Consider the following 19,161-nt stretch of genomic DNA (forward strand, 5'->3'; position numbering starts at 1 on the left):
GCAAGTCATCATTGTTTACGACCGCTTTCAATTTGAACCCACTCCGCATCGTAACGCCTTGAAAGGGCTCGAACCAGCGACCCCGTTAATAGGTAATTTTGCGGGATCAAATTTTCTAAACAGGCCGTAAACTTAGCTTCTCGCGAGCGATTGAATTTGAGAATGCAGGCGGAGCTTCCGCTATTGAGGCGGTTATCGGTTTGCAAACTCAGGATTATAAAGCGCCCTTTTCGCAGGGGCCAATTCTATGAGATCTTCCTACAACTCGGTGTTGAATCTGACATTGCAATAGTGATTAAATGTGAAGAACAACGCGAGTGTAAACATGAACCCGATATGGCATATTGAGCAGCTCCAGCACATTGAGCGTATTGCCCGCCGCTACAACGTATCGATACGCCTGCGGGGTGGCGTCGTTTTCAGATACCTTCTCTCCAACCGGCGACCATCATACAAAGGCGAACACGTTGATCTGTTTGGTCTGACGCCATTTACCGCCGATGTGGATCTGACGCATTCCGGCCATCCTGACCTAACGCAACGCTTGTTGGACGCGATTCTGGACGAAGGGCAAGCCTCTGAATGTTTTCGTTGGGAACTAAGAGCGGATAGCGCTCCACCGACCATTTCGGCAGTCTCCGCCACAAACGTCATTCCGGCACGCTCAATTCAAATCTCTCAGTCACCCCATGATGGCATCATCGACCTCGCGGGCGGGGTGCGAGATATCAATGAGGGCCGCTTCCGCTACATCAGGAATCCATTGTTCAAGCAGTCTCCGCTCTATCTCCAGAGACGCGACCTGGAGTTGTTTTCCGCACTTCTGTATCTTCAGACCCTAGCGGAAGCAGGCGTTTCTGACCCTCGGCAGCAGCCTGGATGGCAAATGGCACGGCAGGTGTTTGCCGAAGCACAAACTGACTTCGATCTGCCCCTACTTTTGCAGGAGCATACCTACCTACGTAGTCGGCTGAGGCACTTGTTGCAGGCACTCAGTTCCGTGTTCTTCGGTCGAGAAGATTATGAAGGTATTGCGCAAGACGTGGGGCTCCTCGCCTTGGTGGCAGGACTCCACTTAAGCTCAAACAACACTGCCCTTGATAAAAGCGTTCTCGCATTTCTAAGCCTTGACCGACCGGACGCCGCGGGCTCTCTATTCACGAGCGAGCGTGTTGGCGGCGATACCCATCGACTCGGGAAGTCGGGTTCAAACTGGACGCGTTCGCTACCGGTAGGAGTTCCTCAATTGAGCTTCGAAGAATCGGAAGAAATCGTACTTGTTTCGCCTAAAATCCCGGTAAACCGCGGCTCTAGCGAAAACACCTACTTCACATCGCTTGGTCAGTTGGAGCTAAAACCATTCCGCCTCAACCAGAACTTCATTTATGCCAGCATCGATGCAGCTTTATTTAAGCAAGATCAAAATAGTGCGTCTTACATCGAAAAAATAAAGGACGAAGACATAAGCGCTATTGTCCTAATTTGCGACCTGAATGAGAAATGGTCACACTTCTCATTTCCCGTTTCTGCCACAACAAAACGCGACAAAAACAACAAAATTGTCCGTCTCCTTCTCAGGATAAACTGCCTTGGAGTTCTTGATTCTGACAATTCCACGGCTATCCACATTGCTATAGTTATTTATAAGGACATACGCTCGTGATCGAACGCTCGGCTAGGCTCGTAGAATGGCCACAAAGTGGCAAGGTGCGCGCGTCGGAGAACGATACTGACCATGGCGGCGTAGCGCATCGTCGTCAAAAGGTTCGACGGCCTCGTCAGGCTGTTGTCTTCATCCATGGGATTTTCTCTTCCCACTGCACGTTCAAGACGGCGCGCGCTCTAATGGGAAAAAATGCAGACTTGGGGAATATCGACTACTACTACTTCGATTATCCGTTCAACGATTCCATTGAAAGGAATGGACGCCTGCTCGCTGAGTCTCTCGAAGACGAGGGGTTCGGCGCTGACGATCGTGTTGCTCTCGTTGCCCACAGTATGGGCGGCCTCGTTTCCCGTTTTGCAATACTCACTAAGCCATTGAAATTCATTCGAATTTTGTTTCTTCTTGGGACCCCAAACGCCGGTGCAATGCGGTTGTCGCAATTGAGCGTCCTGACCCAATTGGCTCACCAGAGCACGAACTACGCCTTCGCACTCTTCCCTCGCCGATCAGGAATCGTAAGCCTGAGCAAGGTCGCTTCCCTCATTGAGGAACAGCGCGCGAGTTTCAAAAATGCTATTGATGTCGACTACGTCTCGATCCCAGGACGCTTCTACCATGAGGACAGAAGCGTGTGGGAATTGCCTCGCCGCGTTGATGGGGCATCGTTTAGCGTGCTTGAAGGCGCTCTACTGCGAACATCCTTAGCAAGGATCAAAAGACCGCACGACGGCATAGTCGAGGAATCCAGTAACAGCCTGATGCAATGCCCAAGAGGGACAGAGAAGCAGGATAGTTATGGTGGGCCGAAAGGTTCGCGGCGAGCAACCTATGCGCATGTTGGCCTCGCAGTATGTTCTGATTTGAACCACGTTGAAATTCACAAAGATGACGTAGTAATCGACGTTGTAAGCGACCTAATTAGTAGGAAATTCGCCGACAAGACAAATTCCGCGCCTGTCCTTGAGAACTGGTATGATAATATTCCACCCGATACGCGGCTGGACTATGGTGTCGAGATAGCGTTTCGAAAATAGTCAACACGGTGACCCCGATGATGGGAGGCCCGAGCAATGGTACACAGCAGCGCATATCGGGGATATCTCCGTCGGTAATTCTTGACGCTCGAACGCAAGTGCTCTTGAAAGGCTTAGAACCAGTAGTCCCAAGCGCGATTGATAATTAGTCAACAATTAGGAGATGCGATGGTCTACTGCTCAATCCAAATGCAACTTCGATCTGCGATATCAGGCTATGTGTCCACTATGGAGTGCGCTCACGCCCAAGTCTGACAAAATGTACATAAAAGAAATTTGCTGAGAAAAGCAAAAGGTGGATGCGGGGGTAATCTGACCAAATCCGCCGCTTTGAGCAGTGTTAATCATGTCGGACGAATTTTGTTCCCGGCGACGATGGCTTTGAGTTGCTCAATCGTAAGCGCGCTGACAGTCCGGTGTGCGAAATCATTGACAGAGGTGCGACGGCTCTTACCCGCCCTAAGATGCAGTGGATCGATGTGATGAGCATCGACGAAACCCCGCCCAATTTCGCCATAAACCTCTCCAAAATCAAAACTGCAAACCTGACATATGCTGCCAAACTGCCTCTTTGCTTTTGCTACAATTCTGGCATCCCGTTTTGTCGTTTCTTTTTGTATGAGGAGCCTTTCACCCTCCAAAACATATTCATCAATAATGCTGTCAAAGATGGGCTTTCGCTTAACTGTCTTGTGCTTATTGCTGTCGTTCCCATGAAGATCGCTGTTTTGTGCATGTTGTTTATTATCACGCTTGGTAGAAGCGGATTTGCCAGTGAGCCATAAGATGAAACGGGCTGTGTTCTTCCACGAGCGGGGCGATATCCGCGACCGGTCGTTCGAGAGCCAAGCATTCCGCGCCTCAGGGCTCAATCTCGTCGTCAGTGCAATCGTGCACTGGAATATGGTCTATCTTGATCGCGCGGTCACACAGCTGAAACGAGTGGGACGAGACTTTCCGATACTCTGTTGAAGCACATCTCGCCGCTGAGTTGGGAACATATCAACCTTACAGGCATCTACACCTGGGATGCCGAACATCAGATGAGCAACGGATTTCGACCGCTCCGCCTGCCAATTGGGCTACGGCGGGTAGCATAAGTTCTCAGTCCGTTCGCCCCTAGCGGACGATTTTGCACTGCTCTTGTTCTGACTCCAAGTTCACCACCTTAGCTCGGACGGAATTATTCCTCGCGGAATGCCCTGTTGAATTGATCCGTGAGCGGTTTGGCCAGGAACGATATGGCGGTTCGCTCCTCCGTGGAAACGAAAACCTCAACCGGCATGCCGGGAAGTAGTTTGTTGACGCCGAGTTTGGCGATCTCGGTAGCGGGGACGGCAACGTCGGCGAGATAGAATATCTGGCCCGTCGCAGGATCGGTGCTGGTGGCAGCGGAGATGTAAGCGATATTGCCGTCAAGCTCCGGCGTCGCGCGCTGGTTGAAGGCGGAAAATCGCATCCTAGCTTCCTGACCGATGGAGACCTGGTCGATGTCGGTGGGAGACAGTCTGGCTTCTATCTTCAGTGCAGCGTCAGCCGGCACAAGCGTCACCAGTTTCTCCGCAGGCGTAATGACTCCGCCGATGGTGTGTACGAAAAGCTCGTTCACAGTTCCCGATAGTGGTGCCCGGATATCGGTTCGCGCCAGCCGATCCTCGACAGCTATGCGCCGCTCGCGCAATTCGGATAGTTTCGGTTCGACGACACTGAGCTCGCGCTGAGCCTCGGTGCGCGCGGCTTCGTCGATGGCGATAATCTGAACCTGGATCTCGCTCATCCGGGCTCTCGACCGGGCGATATTAGCGTGAATCTCTCCGCTCTCGCCCGTCAGTTTCGCCAGTTCGCGGTCAATAATATATTTGCGCGAGGTATCGATGAGCTTCTTTTCCGCGAGGCCCTTAATCTTGTGATGCTCGGTTCGCACGAGGTCCAGTTCGTCGTCCTTTGCATCATACTGTGCGATGAGGCCTTTCAGCTCTTCTTCGAGCTGAGATATGCCATACTGGAGCTGTTGTTTCTGGTTTTGCCTGTTGCGGCGGTTCCCATCAAAAAGGCGGCGCTCACCGGATGAGATGAGCGCAAACTCGGTGGAGAAATTAGGCTCAAAGGTGATTTCGTCCTGATTTTCCCGCTCGGCGATCAGCCTTGCCTGCCGTCCCGCCAGCTCGACGAGTTGCGTTTTGACGATCGAGAGTTCGGCGCGCGTCTGCGCATCGTCAAGGCGCAGCATGATCTGCCCCTTGGTGACGATGTCACCTTCCTTAACGGCGATCTCGCTGACGATGCCGCCATCGCGATGCTGGATCGACTTCAGGTTGCGATCGACCTTGATGACGCCGGACGCAATGATTGCGCCGCGCAACTGTGTCGTCGCTGCCCATCCGCCGGCTCCCGCAAAGAGCAGGAAGCCAAGCGCAACGCCTGCAAGAACACGCGTTCCGACAGGAAACATATTGTTCGTCTCGGACGATTGCCCAAGCTTAGTGTCCGGTTCTTTTTGAAGCACGCCTTTTCTCCCCCCAGCCATCAGGTATTCTCTACGATCACGAGGAGATGGTGTCCTGTCAGATTGATCGTCATTTCGTAATATTCATCCCTGTCCATATCGACTTCGATGAAGGTACGGCTCATCTCGTCCGTTCCCTCATGGCGAACGCGGATCGGCAATGGATCAGCATCGGCTTTGTCGCCGTAGACCTCCTCGAAGTGATCCTCCAGTCCGTCCATAACCTCTTCGAAGATCTTGTATTTGGACACGTCGATGCGGTCCCCGACCATGAAATCCAGGATCTGATGGACCACGGCAGCGCTGCTCTCGCCGGCAGGGACGCTGAACTCGAACGTGTCCTCGCCCGCGCCTCCTTCGACGACAGCAGCCACCGGACCGGCACGGATGACGTCGTTACCGGCTCCGCCAAGGACCTTTTCAAAACCATCGATGGCATCATGCCCTACATCGAAGCCCGTGGCCGTGCCCGTGTTCAAGTCGATGAGCACGGCATGGGCGGCCTGCGAATAGTCGATCGTATCGACACCATCACCTCCCTGGAAATCATCATCCGACGCATCGGCCGCCGCGACGATGATGTCATCGCCATCGCCGGCCGAGAGGCATTCGGCGGCGTCTCCGTCGCGCAGGATATCCTCACCGTCGCCGGTCTTGATGATTTCGAAATTGCTGATCGCGTCGGTTCCAATCTCCTGACCAGTTGCATTAGCAGCATTGAGATCCACGACAATGGACATGACAGCGGCGGAATAATCCAGCGTGTCTATGCCGCTTCCACCGTCATAGCTGTCAGCCACGCAATCGAGGTCGCCGGCAACGACGTCATCACCATCACCGGCTTTCACAATATCCGTACCGTCACCGCCGCGAAGATAATCATCGCCGGCGTTGCCATGCATTTCCTCGGCCTCTGCACTGCCGGTCACCGAATCGTCGCTCGCACCGGCGCGAACGATTTCGAAATTCAAGATCTTATCCGTGCCGATCTCGATGCCGGAGGCGCTGGCAGCAGCCAGATTGATTTCTACCGCCTCGGCAAGCCCTGAATAGTCGAGGGTATCTGTCCCCGTTCCACCGTCATAGGCGTCGTCGAAGCGGTCGGCATCACCGGCAACCGTGTCGTTACCATCGTCTCCCTTGACGACGTCCCGGTCGTCGCCGCCGCTCAGAAAGTCGTTACCCATACCGCCATTGAGGTTGTCGGCGCCTGTTTGTCCAAGAAGAATGTCGGCGCCGTCGCCGCCAAAGAGGCTGTCATCACCAGCTTCGCCTTCCAGAACGTCATTGCCGGCGTCGCCGTTCAGGGCGTCATCGCCGTCACCGCCATGGAGGATGTCGCTATCGCCGCCGCCGCTCAGCAGATCGTCGCCAGCTTCACCGAAGAGGCTGTCGCGGCCGTCTTCGCCGTAAAGGCTATCGTTGCCAGTGCCTCCAAAAATGTGGTCGTCGCCCAGGCCGCCGAGAACGATATCATTGCCGCTACCCGCAAAGACCGTGTCGTTGCCGTTGCCGGCGACGATGTTATCATTTCCATCGCCGCCATTGACGGTATCGCTGCCATCTCTCGCGTCGATATTGTCATTGCCGGACAGGCCGTCGATATCATCGCCGCAACTGGTGCCAACCAATAGGTCGTCGCCATTTGTGCCTACAACAGGCGCAGCCTTGACGACAGAGAAACTGGCAGTCTGGCCGACGGAGGCCATGCCATCGGAGATCTGATAATTGATGGTTACGGGGCCAAACCCCTCGGCTTGATATGTCCATCCGCCGGCCGTCTGTACAAGCTTGCCGGAAGAAACAGTAATATTCTTGACCGACATCACATCGCCATCGGGATCCACCGAGCCGCGCAAGAGATCGGTAAGACCGATCAGGGCGATGGCGCAACCGGAAACGTCGGCGAGTGTGACCGAACTGCCGGCACGCGGTGCGCGGTTAGGCGCCTTTTCCGGGACCGGCGCTGATGGAGGCTTGAAGTCACCTGGGTCAGGAGCCGAAGTTCGACTCGGGCCTGTCCAGGCATTGTCATCTGACATGTGGAAGCGGGCGGGCGATATTGGCTTTGAAACCGTCCAGGCATTATCGTTTGAGGCGTGGAAGGACACCGAAACTCCAACCGATGTTTTCAGGAATGCCAGACTGGGCAGGTTGAGCCTGTTGAATTCGATCGGCGGAGAATCCTCCAGAGGATGACTTATGGCGTTCTTGTAGTTGGAGAGGTGAATACCACCCTTCTTTGCGGGTTGCGCCTTCTCTCCCTCTTCGGCCTCTGTTTGCATTATGGTGCCGGTGGTGACGGGATCGATCGACGGCAGCTTTTCTGCAGGATCCGTGGGTGGCTTAGGTTCCGTCTCTTCTAGGGGCAAACCCTCTTGCTGGTGCGAAAGTGCACTCTTCAGATAGACTGCAAATCCCGTCAGAAAGAGTGTCATGAACATCGGCACTTTGGAGAGCTTGTCCTCATTCCTGAAGACATAGCGATCGTGCGGATCATCACTTTCCTTTGCGGTTTTTGTTCCCTTTACCTCGATCATTCCGACATCCTCGCTATGATACGCGAGCCGACCTGTGTTGCGGCCGCAGGTTTGCTGCTAGTGTCCGCTACCGATGGTCTGAGGATGTCGTCCTTGGGTCCGAACGCCACCATCTTTCCATTCTGGATAACGGCAACCATGTCAACGGCCGCAAGCGCACTCGGCCGGTGAGCGATGACGATCGCGATGCCGCCGCGGGCGCGAACCGCTTTGATCGTCTGGGTGAGCGCCATTTCGCCCTCGCCATCTAGGTTCGAATTGGGCTCATCCATGACGACGATGAAGGGATTGCGATAGAGCGCTCTCGCAAGACCGATGCGCTGCCGTTGTCCGGCCGAAAGCGAAATGCCTTGAGGCCCGAGCGCCGTACGGTAACCATCGGGCATACGTACGACCATTTCATGAATGCCCGTCGTCTGGGCGGCTTCAACGATCGCGCGGGGATCGACCTGAGGCTCGAGGCGCGAGATGTTTTCTTCGATCGTCGCATCCAGGAGCGCCACATCCTGTGGCAGATATCCGACATGCTGCCCGAGATCCGCATCACACCATTGCGTAAGTTCGGCATCGTCAAGCCTGACACTGCCGCGCAGGGTCGGCCAGACGCCGGTCAAGGCGCGTGCGAGCGTCGTCTTGCCGCCGCCGCTTGGGCCGATGATACCGAGCGCCTGTCCTGCGGCGATCTCGAAACTGACTTCGCTCAAAAGAACCCGTCCGGAACCGGGAGCAGCAACAGTTATCTTCTCAACCTTCAGCGAGTAAGCGGGTGCCGGCAATGTCATTGGCGGAGCGGTGCCCGACAATGCAATCACAGTCTCCTTCAGTCTGTTGAAGGCCGTGCGCGCTGCGACGAAGCCCTTCCAGTTTCCAATGGCGAGATCGACAGGCGCAAGGGCACGTGCCGAGGCAACCGATGCTGCAATGATTGCGCCTGCCGAAAGCTCTCCCTGGATCGTCAACCAAGCGCCAAGGCCGAGCACGGCCGATTGCAGGATCATGCGAAGCACACGGGATATCGCTCCGAACGTACCGCTGATGTCGTTCGTACGTGTCTGCAGCTCAAGATGGTCCTGATTGGCGCGGTTGAAGCGATCGACCGCGCGCCCTGCAAAACCCATTGCCTTCAGGATGTCGGCGTTGCGAGCATTGGAATCGGCAATCGCGTTGCGTTCTATCCCCGACTTGTGGGTGGCACTCGCGAGGCGGCGGGTCATGAGTTCTGTGACGATCGTCAGTATCGACAGGATGAAAGCTCCGGCGAAGGTGAGAGCGCCCAGATAGGGGTGCAGAATATAGACGAAGACTAGGTAGAGAGGCACCCAGGGCAGGTCGAACAGGGCGACCGGCCCCTGGCTCCCGAGAAAGGATCGCACCGTATCGACATCGCGTCCGCGCTCGAGAGCCTCGGCTGTCGAAAAGCCGAAGCGGGGCATGTCGATTGCGACCTGATGCGCCATGGGCGCGATCCGGCTGTCGAGCCTCGCCCCCATGCGCACCAGAATTTGCGATCGGATGATGTCAAAAAATCCCTGGAAGAGGTAGAGGCCAATAGCCAGTGCCGATAAGCCAAGCAGGGTCGGAACGCTGCCGCTGGTCAGCGCGCGATCATAGATCTGCAGCATGTAGAAGGAACCGGTCAGCGCGAGAACGTTGATCACACCCGACGTGATGAAGAGGAATACGAAAATTCCTCTCAGTCCGTGGGTGAGTTTCTCGATCTGTTTGCGCTTCGTGCCGGTCAACGGAGTTTTAGGACGCATGTCATTCACCACTTCTTGCTGATATTGGACTATGCGGCGTGCCGGAGAGGCCGGCACGCCGCATTTCGCGCTTTACAGGTTGAAGTCCGTAGTGGTGAGGTTGTGGTTCCCCTTGATGCTGAGGCGTAGTTCGGCGCTGCTGTCGCCGTCGACGCTTCCCTGGACGACGGTATAATCACCATCGTCACGCGTCTCGTGCGTGACGATCAGTTGCGCCGAACCACTGAGTGTGGAACCGGCCACAAGCGTGAACGCCTGATTCCCGGAGACACCATTGTTGGCGTCCGTGCCGCTCAGGTCGATCTTGTCTCCTGGCTGGAAGCCGAGGATGGTATCGCCATCTGCATCCTTTTCGGAGTTGAACAGGAACTTGTCGTTCCCGGCTCCGCCGTCGATGATGTTAACTGAGGCATTGGCCGTGATCGTGTCGTTTCCGGAACCCGTGACGACATTCTCGATGCTCCACAGCGTATCGTTGCCCGATTGGCTGCTTGATGCATTGCCTCTGCCCATGAAGCCGCTTCCGAGATCGACAGTCAGGTTTGCAGTTATCGCCGCCATGTCCAGCGTGTCGTTTCCGGCATCACCGTAGTAGACGTCATCGCCGTCGCTGGCTTCGGCGATGAACATATCGTTGCCGCTGCCACCATGGGCTGTGTCGTTGCCGAGACCGGTCTGGATCATGTCGTCACCGGCGTCACCGAAGACGCGGTCGGATCCCGCATCGCCGTAGAGCATGTCGTTGCCAGCGCCGCCCAGCAGGTCGTCGTTGCCGGCACCGCCGAAGACCATGTCGTTGCCCGCCTCCCCACTGAGAAGGTCGTCGCCGTCATCGCCACGCATAATGTCGTTGCCGGCACCGCCGGTCGCCACATCGTTGCCGGCGAATGCGACGATCATTTCTCCGCTTGCCGTGCCGACGAGCACATCAGCGTTGGCCGTACCGGCGATAGGAGCGCCGGCTGACGGGTCGGCAGCTGGCGTATCGTCTTCACCATTGGCGGTGTCGCTGAACTGCGGCAGGCCGCCCTCACTCGTGAAATGAATGCTGTGCTGGCTGCTTGTCATTGTCGTCACGCCGTTCGCGTCGGTCGTGACCACATAATCGTCGGCAGTTGCGCCGGCGGGCAGTTCAATGACGTCCTGCGGCCGCAAGGTGCCGACGATCGTGTCGTTGCCGCCATTCGAGCGGAACACGATGCGATGCGCAGAGGTCAGGGCCGAGATGTCAACCGTATCGTCACCGGCATTGCCGTCGATGGTGATCGTATTAAAATTCAGGCTGGTCAATGGCGCATTGAAATTGCCGATGACCTGGATCGTATCACCGTTGTTCAGCCCACCGTCCGGTGTATTCGGATTGTTGTTGTTGTTAGCGGTCGTATTGAGCGTATTGACGCTGATCTCCTCGATATTGTCGAGCTCGGCGATGATGGTGGTCGTCAGTCCGACGGTGCGGGTAATGACGATCTCTGTGAGGGCTCCAGACACCGCAATGCCGGCCGCGATGGCTGCTGACTTTTCATAGATGCGGAATATTTCGGCTGTTCCGGCCACCCCGTTTACGATGAACGTGTCTATGCCACCGGCCTCGCCATTGACCATGTCGAAACCATCTGTCGCGCCCGCTGCATTCCAGGTGATGGTGTCATTGCCGGTGCCCGCGAGAATGATGTCGTCGCCGGTACCGCCGCTGATCGTGTCGTTGCCATCGCCAGCATTGATGTTGTCGTTACCGCCGCCACCGGTGATCGTATTGACCGCGCCGTTTCCAATGATGATGTCGTTGGCGCCGGTGCCGGCAATGTTGGCGGTCGCGACGCGGGTGATGTTAACCGTTGCAGGGTCGGTCAGGGTTCCGTCGCTGCCTGTATAGAAGAAGGAGCCTCCGGCCGTTGCATTGTCGGAGAGGGTAATGATGCCTGCTCCCGATGTCGGACCCGTTGCCAGGCCGTTGGCGCCACCCACAGCTGTGATGGTGACCGGTGAACCTTCCGGGTCGGTATCGTTGGCGAGCAGAGCCGCATGCGAGATCGTGAAGCTGGTATTCTGGGCCACGTTCGTGATGATAGTGTCGTTATTGGCGACCGGCGCATCGTTGGTAGCAGTGACATGGATTGTCGTCGTCGAAACCGGGCTGTCGAGCAGACCGTCATTGACGGTGACTTGCAGTGCACGATCACCTGCTAGAGGGTTTTCAGAACTGTTGGCGTACCGCACCTGCTGGATCGCCGTTTGATAGGCGGCCAGCGAGGCATTGCCCGTCAGCGTCAGGGTGATCCGCCCCGCGACACTATTGTCGGCCGACGATGTGATGCCGCCCGGTAGGATACCAAGCACCGACAGGACATCGCCTGCGCTGGCATTGGTGAGGACGACACGGGCCGAAGCGATGCTTGCGCCGTCATCGGTGATCAGAGCGCCCAGCGCTATTGCGACGGGCGCGCCGTTTTCAGCATAATTCGTCTCGTAATTGTTGCCAGGCGCCCCCGGGACAGGCGTGACCGTATCGATCTCCGTGCGTATATTGACATTATCAACGAAGAAGTTTTCGCCGCCTTCGAAAGTGCCTGCGGTCAGGAAGCGGATCTGCGTATTCGCTCCGATCATGCCTGCGGGGAGGGCCAACGAGAAGGTGTCGGTCGCGTTGCCGCCAATCGTCTGCAGGTTCGTCCATGCACCGTTTGGATTTGTTGTATTACGCACCTGGATTGACACCGTTTCGCCAGCGTCGAGGCCAACGGCTTGCCAGTCGAACGTCAGGGTGGCTCTGGTGACACCTGTAAGATTTACCGAGCGGGCCAGAGCCTCGCCACCATCTATGCCTGCAACAAATTGCAGCCTGCCGCCGCCGACATTCACGTCACCGCCTGCCGCGCTCGCATTGTCGCCGGTCTCGGTCCAGGCGCCTCCCCAGGCCGAAACGCCGTTATTGTTATTATAGGCGTTGGCGGTAAACGTGTCCCGGTAGGCCTGTGCCACTGTAGCCGTGGCCGTAGACGCCGTCGGTCCATGCAGGTCGAGCGTCGGCGCCAAAAGCGAGATGTCCTGATCGGTGAAATCCAGGATTTCGACGTTGCGGACTGTGTCCGTACCGTCAGTGGCCAGCCCACCGGTATGGGCCACGGTCACGGTGCCGTTGGGATTGAAGGTGATGTCATATTCGGCCCTGGCACCGGAGAATACGGCTCTGTCGACATCGGCAATGTTGTCGCTGTCCGGCTGATCATTGTTGTTGCGGATCGTCCGAACGATTGACAGTTGGCCGGGGTTGATCGTGCCGTTGAACATGGCGGCTGCGAGCGTCGTCATGCTGTTGTGCAGCGCGATCGGCTGACCGGTGTGCTCCGTGTCACCTGCTGCAAAGACACCGATCTGCACGTCGAGCCACTTGTCGCCGTCGATGATGTCATCGCCGGCCTGACCGGTGATGACGTCGCTGCCGTCGCCGCCAAGAATGATGTCGCCAGCGCTATATTCAGTGACCCCAGCTCCGAGGACTTCCTGCAGGCCAGCGATCAGGGCGATGCCTTCAGCGTCGAGGGCGCTACCCTGATAACCTTCGGTACCCCCTTGAAGCGTGGGAAGCCGATCTGCAGCGAGCAGGTTGGTACCCGTCAGGACGTCGTTGAACCGCGTGCCCGACAGACCTTCGACCGATTCATATTCGTCGAGCGCAGCGTTCTGAGGCAGTGTCGGGGCCTCGTCGAAGACGATCGGGATCGACAAGTCGGCGTTCACGAAGTTCGGCTTGTCCTTATAGGTTGCCCAGTCGAAGCCGGACATGCCCACCATCTTGCCGCGACCGGCGCTGCCGACGAAGATTTCGTCGCCGCCTTCGCCGATGAACTCGTCGAAGCCGCCATCGCCCAGGAACACGTCGTGCCCATCGATTTCGTCATGCGAAAATACTTCGTCGAAGTTATCGCCAGGGGCGCCGTCAAAGGTGCCGGTTTCGATCCAGTCATTACCCTCGTTGCCGAGGATGCGTTCGGCGTTTTTGTTGCCGTATATGAAGTCGTTGCCGGTGCCGGCGAAGACTTCCGAGCCCATGTCCGTGCCGAGGAAGATGAAGTCCTGGCCGTCATTGCCCATTACAAGGTCGAGACCAGGCCCGGCATGGACGACGTCATTGCCCTTGCCTGCCTTGATGTTGTCGTCACCGCCGCTGTCGACGATGATGTCGTCGCCGTCACCACCATTGATGATGTCGTTGCCGAACCCGCCTTCGAGACGGTCGTTGCCGCCATCGCCAAACAGCGTGTCGTCGCCGATACCCGCAATTATGGTATCGTTGGCTTCGGTACCGCCCATGACCACATGGTCGCCTCCGGTATAGCGCAGATAGTTGGTGTCTGGGCCTACAGTTGCCGGATTGTTGCGGATGACAAGCTGCGTGAGAATGCCATCGCCGAGCGGATCGGTGCTCTCCAGAGTGCCGTCGCCATCGAGATCGTTAAACTGGCGGGCCTGGTTGACCTCGAGAATGAGGCCGGGGGTCGAGAACACGTCCGACGGCAGATGGGTGGCATCGGTATTGCGCATGATCATCGCGGCGAAGGAGTTGTTCTCCATCTCGCCGAAGAGATGCAGACCGTCAAGACGCTGCAGATAGTAGAAGCGGTCGCCGCTCTGCAGCTTTTCCATCTGCATTTCGAAGACGAAGTTGAAGGTCGAGCCAAGCATGCCACCGAATGGCATGATCGCTTCGGCCAGTCCGCCGATCCAGAGATCGACATTGTTGAGACCGCCAAGCGTTCCGCCGGCATAGGCTCCGGTCGCGTTCAGGAAGTCGAGGCGATCTGCAGGGATTGCAAGTCCGCCGACCGACACACCTGTAATAATGGTAAGCGCCGCATTACGCTTTTCTTCGAGTGTCGTCTGGCCGTCAATCAGTGCATGTGTGCCGTAGGCTGCGACGAAATTGATGATCGAGGCCTCGTGCTTCAGATGACCGGCGAAATCGACCCAGCTCTCATAGGGCTTGAGCAAAACATCCTGATTGGTGGCGTTGAAGAACTGCGTGCGTGCCGCATTCAGTGATGGCACGCCGGTATCGCGGCCACGCGCCAGGTTGATGGTCGCAAGATCGAGCGGCAGGCCGAGCAGATTGTTGCGCAACGCACTTGTGACGAACTCGTCGATCTCGTTGCCTGCCTGCCGCGTCATGCCGCGAACGATTGCGCCTGCTGAGATATCCGCATCAACGGTCGCTGTCCCGCCATTGTTCTCGAACTGGAGCGGATTGAGAAAACCCTCGATCAGGCCAATATGGTCGGGGTTGAAGTTTGGATCGAAGCGGTCGATCGACTCCGTCAGCATCGAGTGGCCGAAGCGATATACTACGTGGGCGAACTCGGCGACAATCGACGGATCGATGGTGACGTCAAACCCGTCTGGAACCAGGAACACGTTGATGTTCGGCTGGATCTTGCGGGCGAACTCTTCAAACACCAGGTGCTGATACTGCATCTCGGTGCCGAACTTGGCAGCCTGGAAGAGGCGCTCGCCATCCCAGACGAGGCTATCCGCGTTGGCGGGAACCTCGGTAACATCGCTAACGAGCCATTCGTTCAGGAAGGCAACAGCCTCGGCCTGCGACGCGCCGCCGTCCAGCATCGCAACGGCATCTGCAAACACCACTTCCTGGGTATGCTCGACTAGCCGGTTATGTTCCGAATGGAACACGTGGTGTACCGCTGTCAGACCAATATTCTCGTTGGCGCGGCCATCGCCGGCAACATAGTGCGCATCGAGCAATTCGTTGTCGTAGACACCAGGCTCATTGCCGGGGTTTTCCAGCCCGATTTCGATATCGCCGTCGGCCAGGCCGTCCGGTACCGCATTATGCGCGATGTCGGCCAGGAAGGCATGACCGGTAAAGATAGCATTCTCCGGAACGAGGACGCCCAATCCTCCATTGGCCGTGGGGTCGCCTTCTACGAGGCCCGTTGCTGTCACCATCTGCGGGTAGCCATTGGCGCCGCGGATGAATTCGCCATAGGGATCGGTGGCGAGCAACGGAACGTTGCCGACATTGGCATCGACAAGCTGGATGCCCAGCAGGTCGGCTGCCTGCGCCTTGAGATCAGCCCAGGTGGCCATGCCACCATTGCCGCCTTCGATAAGCTTGCCCGTCGAGACCGGATCGCCAGCAGGGTTTAGCACATAGGCGCGGAGGAAAACCTGATGAGACGGATGGGAGGTATAAGTCTGGTTCTGGTCAACGAATGAGGTGGTCGTGTTGACCGGACGATCGGTATTATCAGCGGCTTCGTTGACCGCCGTTGTCGGATCGTCGTTCATGATGCCATCGGCGCCGGGACCAGCCAGGGTAGCGCGTGTCAGAACCATGAAGTTGGTATCGCTGCCTTCGACATAAAGCGGATCATCGGGCATCAGCGGGATGAAAACGGTGCCGTTGCCACCTTTGGCGACGAGGTCGAGACCGTGATCGAAGAATTGGCCGAACAAGGTGAACCAGGAATTGAACGGTGCCGACAGTCCTTCGTCAGGCGCCGCATTGGTGATGACGACATTGACGCCATCGAGCTCGACGCCGTTGGCATCCAGCAGCGCGACCAGTGCGTCATCCTGGGCATCGAGAGCGGCCCGTGCGGTGGCTAGGTTGGCTGCGGTCGCTGCTGCGGCAGCCTGCAGAGACTGATTACCGGGACTCGCGGATGCCGCTGCCTGGGCTTCGGCGTTCAGCCGCTCGGCTGTCCCCACGTCATTGAACAGTGGCTTGAGCGGCTGATAGGCGGCGGTAATCTGCGCCGTTACAGTCATCTGCTGGGCTGCGGGAACGATGCCCGCACGCTGCAGCGCCGTCAATATCGCTGAGGGATTGCCGAGCGTCTGATCGACGATCAGGTTTGAGACCGTACGGACATAGGGGTCGAAGACATCACCAGCACCTGCGGAGCCAGGCCCGTCATTGTCGACGCCGGGCTGATAGGTGACGGGAACCAAGGCCCCACCAGGCCCGGCAGGCACCATGATCGTCTTGAACTGGGTGCCGAGGGGTTCGGGGAATTCGTTATCGGCAGCACCCCATTCCGGATGCAGAGGGTTGTTGTAGGTCCCGTCAACGGTGCGCAGGCCCCAAGAGAGATTATAGGTCGGGATCGAGCCACCGACCCCGAACAACGGCTTTGCGACGTTGTTCGGATCGCCGGTCGATGTGCCTTGCCGGAAGGCGGCGTCCGCTTCCGCGATTTTGATCTGTTTCAAGATGAAATCGAGATCCGACCGAATATAGGTGACCATTTTACTCTCCCCTCGGATTGTCCGGAAAACACTATTGTTCCGGCGATGCTTTTCCCCACCCTGCATTCGCAGGCATCGTCTGCTTTGCTGCAGTTTTTGGACTGGGGTTCTGGAGATGAGATTGCGAACGCCAATAGAAAATCTTCAGCATTGTCTGCGATGATCAGATAATGTCTTGAGGCAAGGCTAGGAGATAGTTCCAAAGGTCCACTGACATTCATGGACTTTGGTCTTCAGGAGGCCGGGACTTTAGGCCCGGAAACAAATGTGACTTACGTCCCTTTCAAGAAGAGCTCTGTCTACATGAGAACCGGGTTCTTAAATTATTGGCATACTCTTGATCTGAAACAGCAATTTTTGATAGTTGCCGGGCTGGTCATCTGCAGTTCGATGGCAATTCTTGGCGAGTGGCTTAATGGCCAGATTGCCGAAAATCAGCTGAGAAGCAGGACCGAGTCCGGCGCCCTTTACATGGAGGGTTTCCTTGCCCGCCATGTCGAGGGGTCTGCACAAGATCCACAGGTTTCCCAAACCCGCAGCAAGGAACTTGACGACCTGCTAATCGGCACTGACCTCGCACGCCGGGTCGAAGGATTCAAGATCTGGCGCAATGATGGGATGGTCATCTACAGCACCAACAAGTCCCTGATTGGAAGGGTGTTTCCATCGCCCGATCTGAAGCGGGCCTTCGCCGGTCAAGTCGTCGCGCAACTTGAATACGGCCACGACGACGGTGAAGGCGATGGAGAGAAGGCTGATAGATCTCTCATCGAAATCTATGCACCGATCTACCGTGCCGGTACGCACGACATCATCGCAGTCGGAGAGCTCTACGAGGATGCTGACGAATTCATCGTTCAGCGCGATATGGTTCAGCGTCAGACATGGGCGATCGTAGGTGCAACAACACTCGCCATCATGGCGTTGTTGTACCTCATCGTCCAGCGGGCGAGCAATATCATCGCTCATCAAAGGACGACGTTGAAGATGCAGCTTGCTCAGGCCCAGACCTTGGCAGAGCAGAATACCGAGCTTCGTAAGGCAGCCGACAGGGCGCGAATGGATGCAACGAAGTCCAATGAGCAGATCCTGAACCGGATCGGTGCTGATCTGCACGATGGTCCCGTTCAACTGCTCAGCCTGTTGATCCTCAAGCTTGGAGGTTTTTCAGAGGCACCCATCCAATGTACGACGACGATTGACAGCGCGCCCGTCGTCTCGGAGGTCGATCTTACTCCCTCGCATATTGCAGGTCAGGTCTTGACGGAGTTACGAGAGCTTTCAACCGGACTGGTAATGCCGGAAATCGAACACATGACGTTGGAGTCGGCCCTAGGCATGGCGGTCGATCAACACGAATATACAACCGGCTCGAAGGTCACACAGCACTATGACGGCCTGCCCGAGCGTGTCGTGCACCCGCTGAAGATCTGTCTTTATCGCGTCGTACAGGAAGGGCTCAACAATGCTTTCCAGCATGGCGGCGGACGCGACCAGCGGGTATCGGCCTCAGCAGACCCATTGACCATCACCGTCGTCATTGCCGACGATGGACCTGGTTTTGGATTGAACCTCGCCCAAGGCCGTCGCAGGCCGCTCGGCCTGCAGGGTATTCGCAACCGCGTCGAAGCCTTTGGCGGTAGAGTTGAAATCCGGAAGCGCCCGCGCTCTGGAACGGAGCTTCAGGTCGTGGTGCCGATGGAGGGGAATGGCATCTAGTGACGTATGACAGTATCAGAGCCGCCTTCAAGTTTCTGAGCAGCAAGTAATACTTCCAGACGATTTCTTACATTCAACTTCTGCATCAGGATAGTCATATAGTTTTTGACGGTTTTTTCGCCGATCTGCAGGTCGGCCGCAATTTGCCGATTTGTGAAACCTCGTAGAAGCATCCTAATGATCTGGCCTTCACGTATGCTCAGTTTTACTTCGGCCCCGGTGATTTTCTTGAGAGAGGCCAACTTAAGCTCTTCGATGACCTTGCAGGCAAATGCAGGAGTAATGAACATATCGCCCCTATGGACGGTTGCGATGGCTTGGAGGAGCTCCTGTGCACTGCTTCCTTTGAGAACGTAGCCGCTTGCGCCAGCATTAAGTGCCCGCACAGCGTAATCGCTACCCGTCATTGCGGTAAACACCAGAATTTTCGTTCGGACTTTTTCGACCAGTTTTGCGATTGCTTCGAAAATGTTTCCCGGCATCATCAGGTCGACGACAAAGACGTCTGGCGCCAATCTCAGGCCGATATCCAGTATATCATCAGCGCTCGACCCAGTTGCTGTGACTGAAAATGCTGGCTGTTTCCTGAGGATTTCAGTCAATCCAGCAAGCATTAAGGGGTGATCATCAACCAGCGCCACCGAGATCGGACTCATGATTACACCCC

General features: G+C 56.6%; 9 protein-coding genes and 1 pseudogene. 4 read left to right on the plus strand and 6 right to left on the minus strand.

Annotation, left to right across the window (positions count from 1 at the left end; all coding sequences use genetic code 11):
- Nucleotides 1-325: 325 nt before the first annotated feature.
- Entirely contained in the window at nt 326-1,663 is a 1,338-nt protein-coding gene (locus tag ASF69_RS15425; protein ID WP_062588986.1) for a hypothetical protein, read from the plus strand.
- Nucleotides 1,660-2,700, plus strand: a complete 1,041-nt coding sequence (locus ASF69_RS15430; protein WP_156462080.1) for an alpha/beta hydrolase — start codon at nt 1,660-1,662, stop codon at nt 2,698-2,700. The genes ASF69_RS15425 and ASF69_RS15430 overlap by 4 nt, the downstream gene beginning before the upstream one ends.
- A gap of 344 nt (nt 2,701-3,044) precedes the next feature.
- On the opposite strand, the gene ASF69_RS23265 is transcribed toward ASF69_RS15430, so the two are convergent.
- Nucleotides 3,045-3,572, minus strand: coding sequence for a hypothetical protein (locus tag ASF69_RS23265; RefSeq protein ID WP_162238089.1), 528 nt, complete (start codon nt 3,570-3,572; stop codon nt 3,045-3,047).
- On the opposite strand from ASF69_RS23265, the pseudogene ASF69_RS22800 reads away from it, so the two are divergent.
- Nucleotides 3,478-3,800 (plus strand): annotated as a pseudogene (locus tag ASF69_RS22800) (Tn3 family transposase); the annotation flags it as partial. The gene ASF69_RS23265 and the pseudogene ASF69_RS22800 overlap by 95 nt on opposite strands.
- Before the next feature lie 83 nt (nt 3,801-3,883).
- On the opposite strand, the gene ASF69_RS15445 reads toward ASF69_RS22800, so the two are convergent.
- The 4 genes from ASF69_RS15445 to ASF69_RS15460 all read right to left on the minus strand — a co-directional run bounded on the left by ASF69_RS15445 (nt 3,884) and on the right by ASF69_RS15460 (nt 16,775).
- Nucleotides 3,884-5,206: an HlyD family type I secretion periplasmic adaptor subunit gene (locus tag ASF69_RS15445; protein ID WP_244475494.1), complete on the minus strand. Its 1,323-nt coding sequence runs from the start codon at nt 5,204-5,206 to the stop codon at nt 3,884-3,886.
- A 20-nt stretch (nt 5,207-5,226) separates the two neighbouring features.
- Nucleotides 5,227-7,746, minus strand: a complete 2,520-nt coding sequence (locus ASF69_RS23130) for a cadherin-like domain-containing protein (protein WP_062588994.1) — start codon at nt 7,744-7,746, stop codon at nt 5,227-5,229.
- Entirely contained in the window at nt 7,743-9,506 is a 1,764-nt protein-coding gene (locus tag ASF69_RS15455) for a type I secretion system permease/ATPase (protein ID WP_062588996.1), read from the minus strand. The genes ASF69_RS23130 and ASF69_RS15455 overlap by 4 nt, the downstream gene beginning before the upstream one ends.
- Before the next feature lie 72 nt (nt 9,507-9,578).
- Complete coding sequence (locus ASF69_RS15460; RefSeq protein ID WP_062588998.1) at nt 9,579-16,775, minus strand: peroxidase family protein; 7,197 nt, start codon at nt 16,773-16,775, stop codon at nt 9,579-9,581.
- Between the two features lie 390 nt (nt 16,776-17,165).
- On the opposite strand from ASF69_RS15460, the gene ASF69_RS15465 reads away from it, so the two are divergent.
- Nucleotides 17,166-18,494: an ATP-binding protein gene (locus tag ASF69_RS15465; protein WP_156462082.1), complete on the plus strand. Its 1,329-nt coding sequence runs from the start codon at nt 17,166-17,168 to the stop codon at nt 18,492-18,494.
- On the opposite strand, the gene ASF69_RS15470 is transcribed toward ASF69_RS15465, so the two are convergent.
- The gene (locus ASF69_RS15470) at nt 18,491-19,150 is read right to left on the minus strand and encodes a response regulator transcription factor (protein WP_062589101.1); all 660 of its coding nucleotides are present in this window, start codon (nt 19,148-19,150) and stop codon (nt 18,491-18,493) included. The two genes, ASF69_RS15465 and ASF69_RS15470, sit on opposite strands and share 4 nt — an antisense overlap.
- Between the last annotated feature and the right edge of the window lie 11 nt (nt 19,151-19,161).

Origin of the sequence: Rhizobium sp. Leaf311, from assembly GCF_001423445.1 — a bacterium.
Lineage (GTDB): Bacteria > Pseudomonadota > Alphaproteobacteria > Rhizobiales > Rhizobiaceae > Agrobacterium.

Coding starts and splice junctions, on each gene's coding strand:
- ASF69_RS15425 (WP_062588986.1), top strand. CDS start 326: ATGAACCCGATATGGCATATTGAGCAGCTCCAGCACATTGAGCGTATT.
- ASF69_RS23130 (WP_062588994.1), bottom strand. CDS start 7,746: ATGATCGAGGTAAAGGGAACAAAAACCGCAAAGGAAAGTGATGATCCG.
- ASF69_RS15455 (WP_062588996.1), bottom strand. CDS start 9,506: ATGCGTCCTAAAACTCCGTTGACCGGCACGAAGCGCAAACAGATCGAG.
- ASF69_RS15460 (WP_062588998.1), bottom strand. CDS start 16,775: ATGGTCACCTATATTCGGTCGGATCTCGATTTCATCTTGAAACAGATC.
- ASF69_RS15465 (WP_156462082.1), top strand. CDS start 17,166: ATGGCAATTCTTGGCGAGTGGCTTAATGGCCAGATTGCCGAAAATCAG.
- ASF69_RS15470 (WP_062589101.1), bottom strand. CDS start 19,150: ATGAGTCCGATCTCGGTGGCGCTGGTTGATGATCACCCCTTAATGCTT.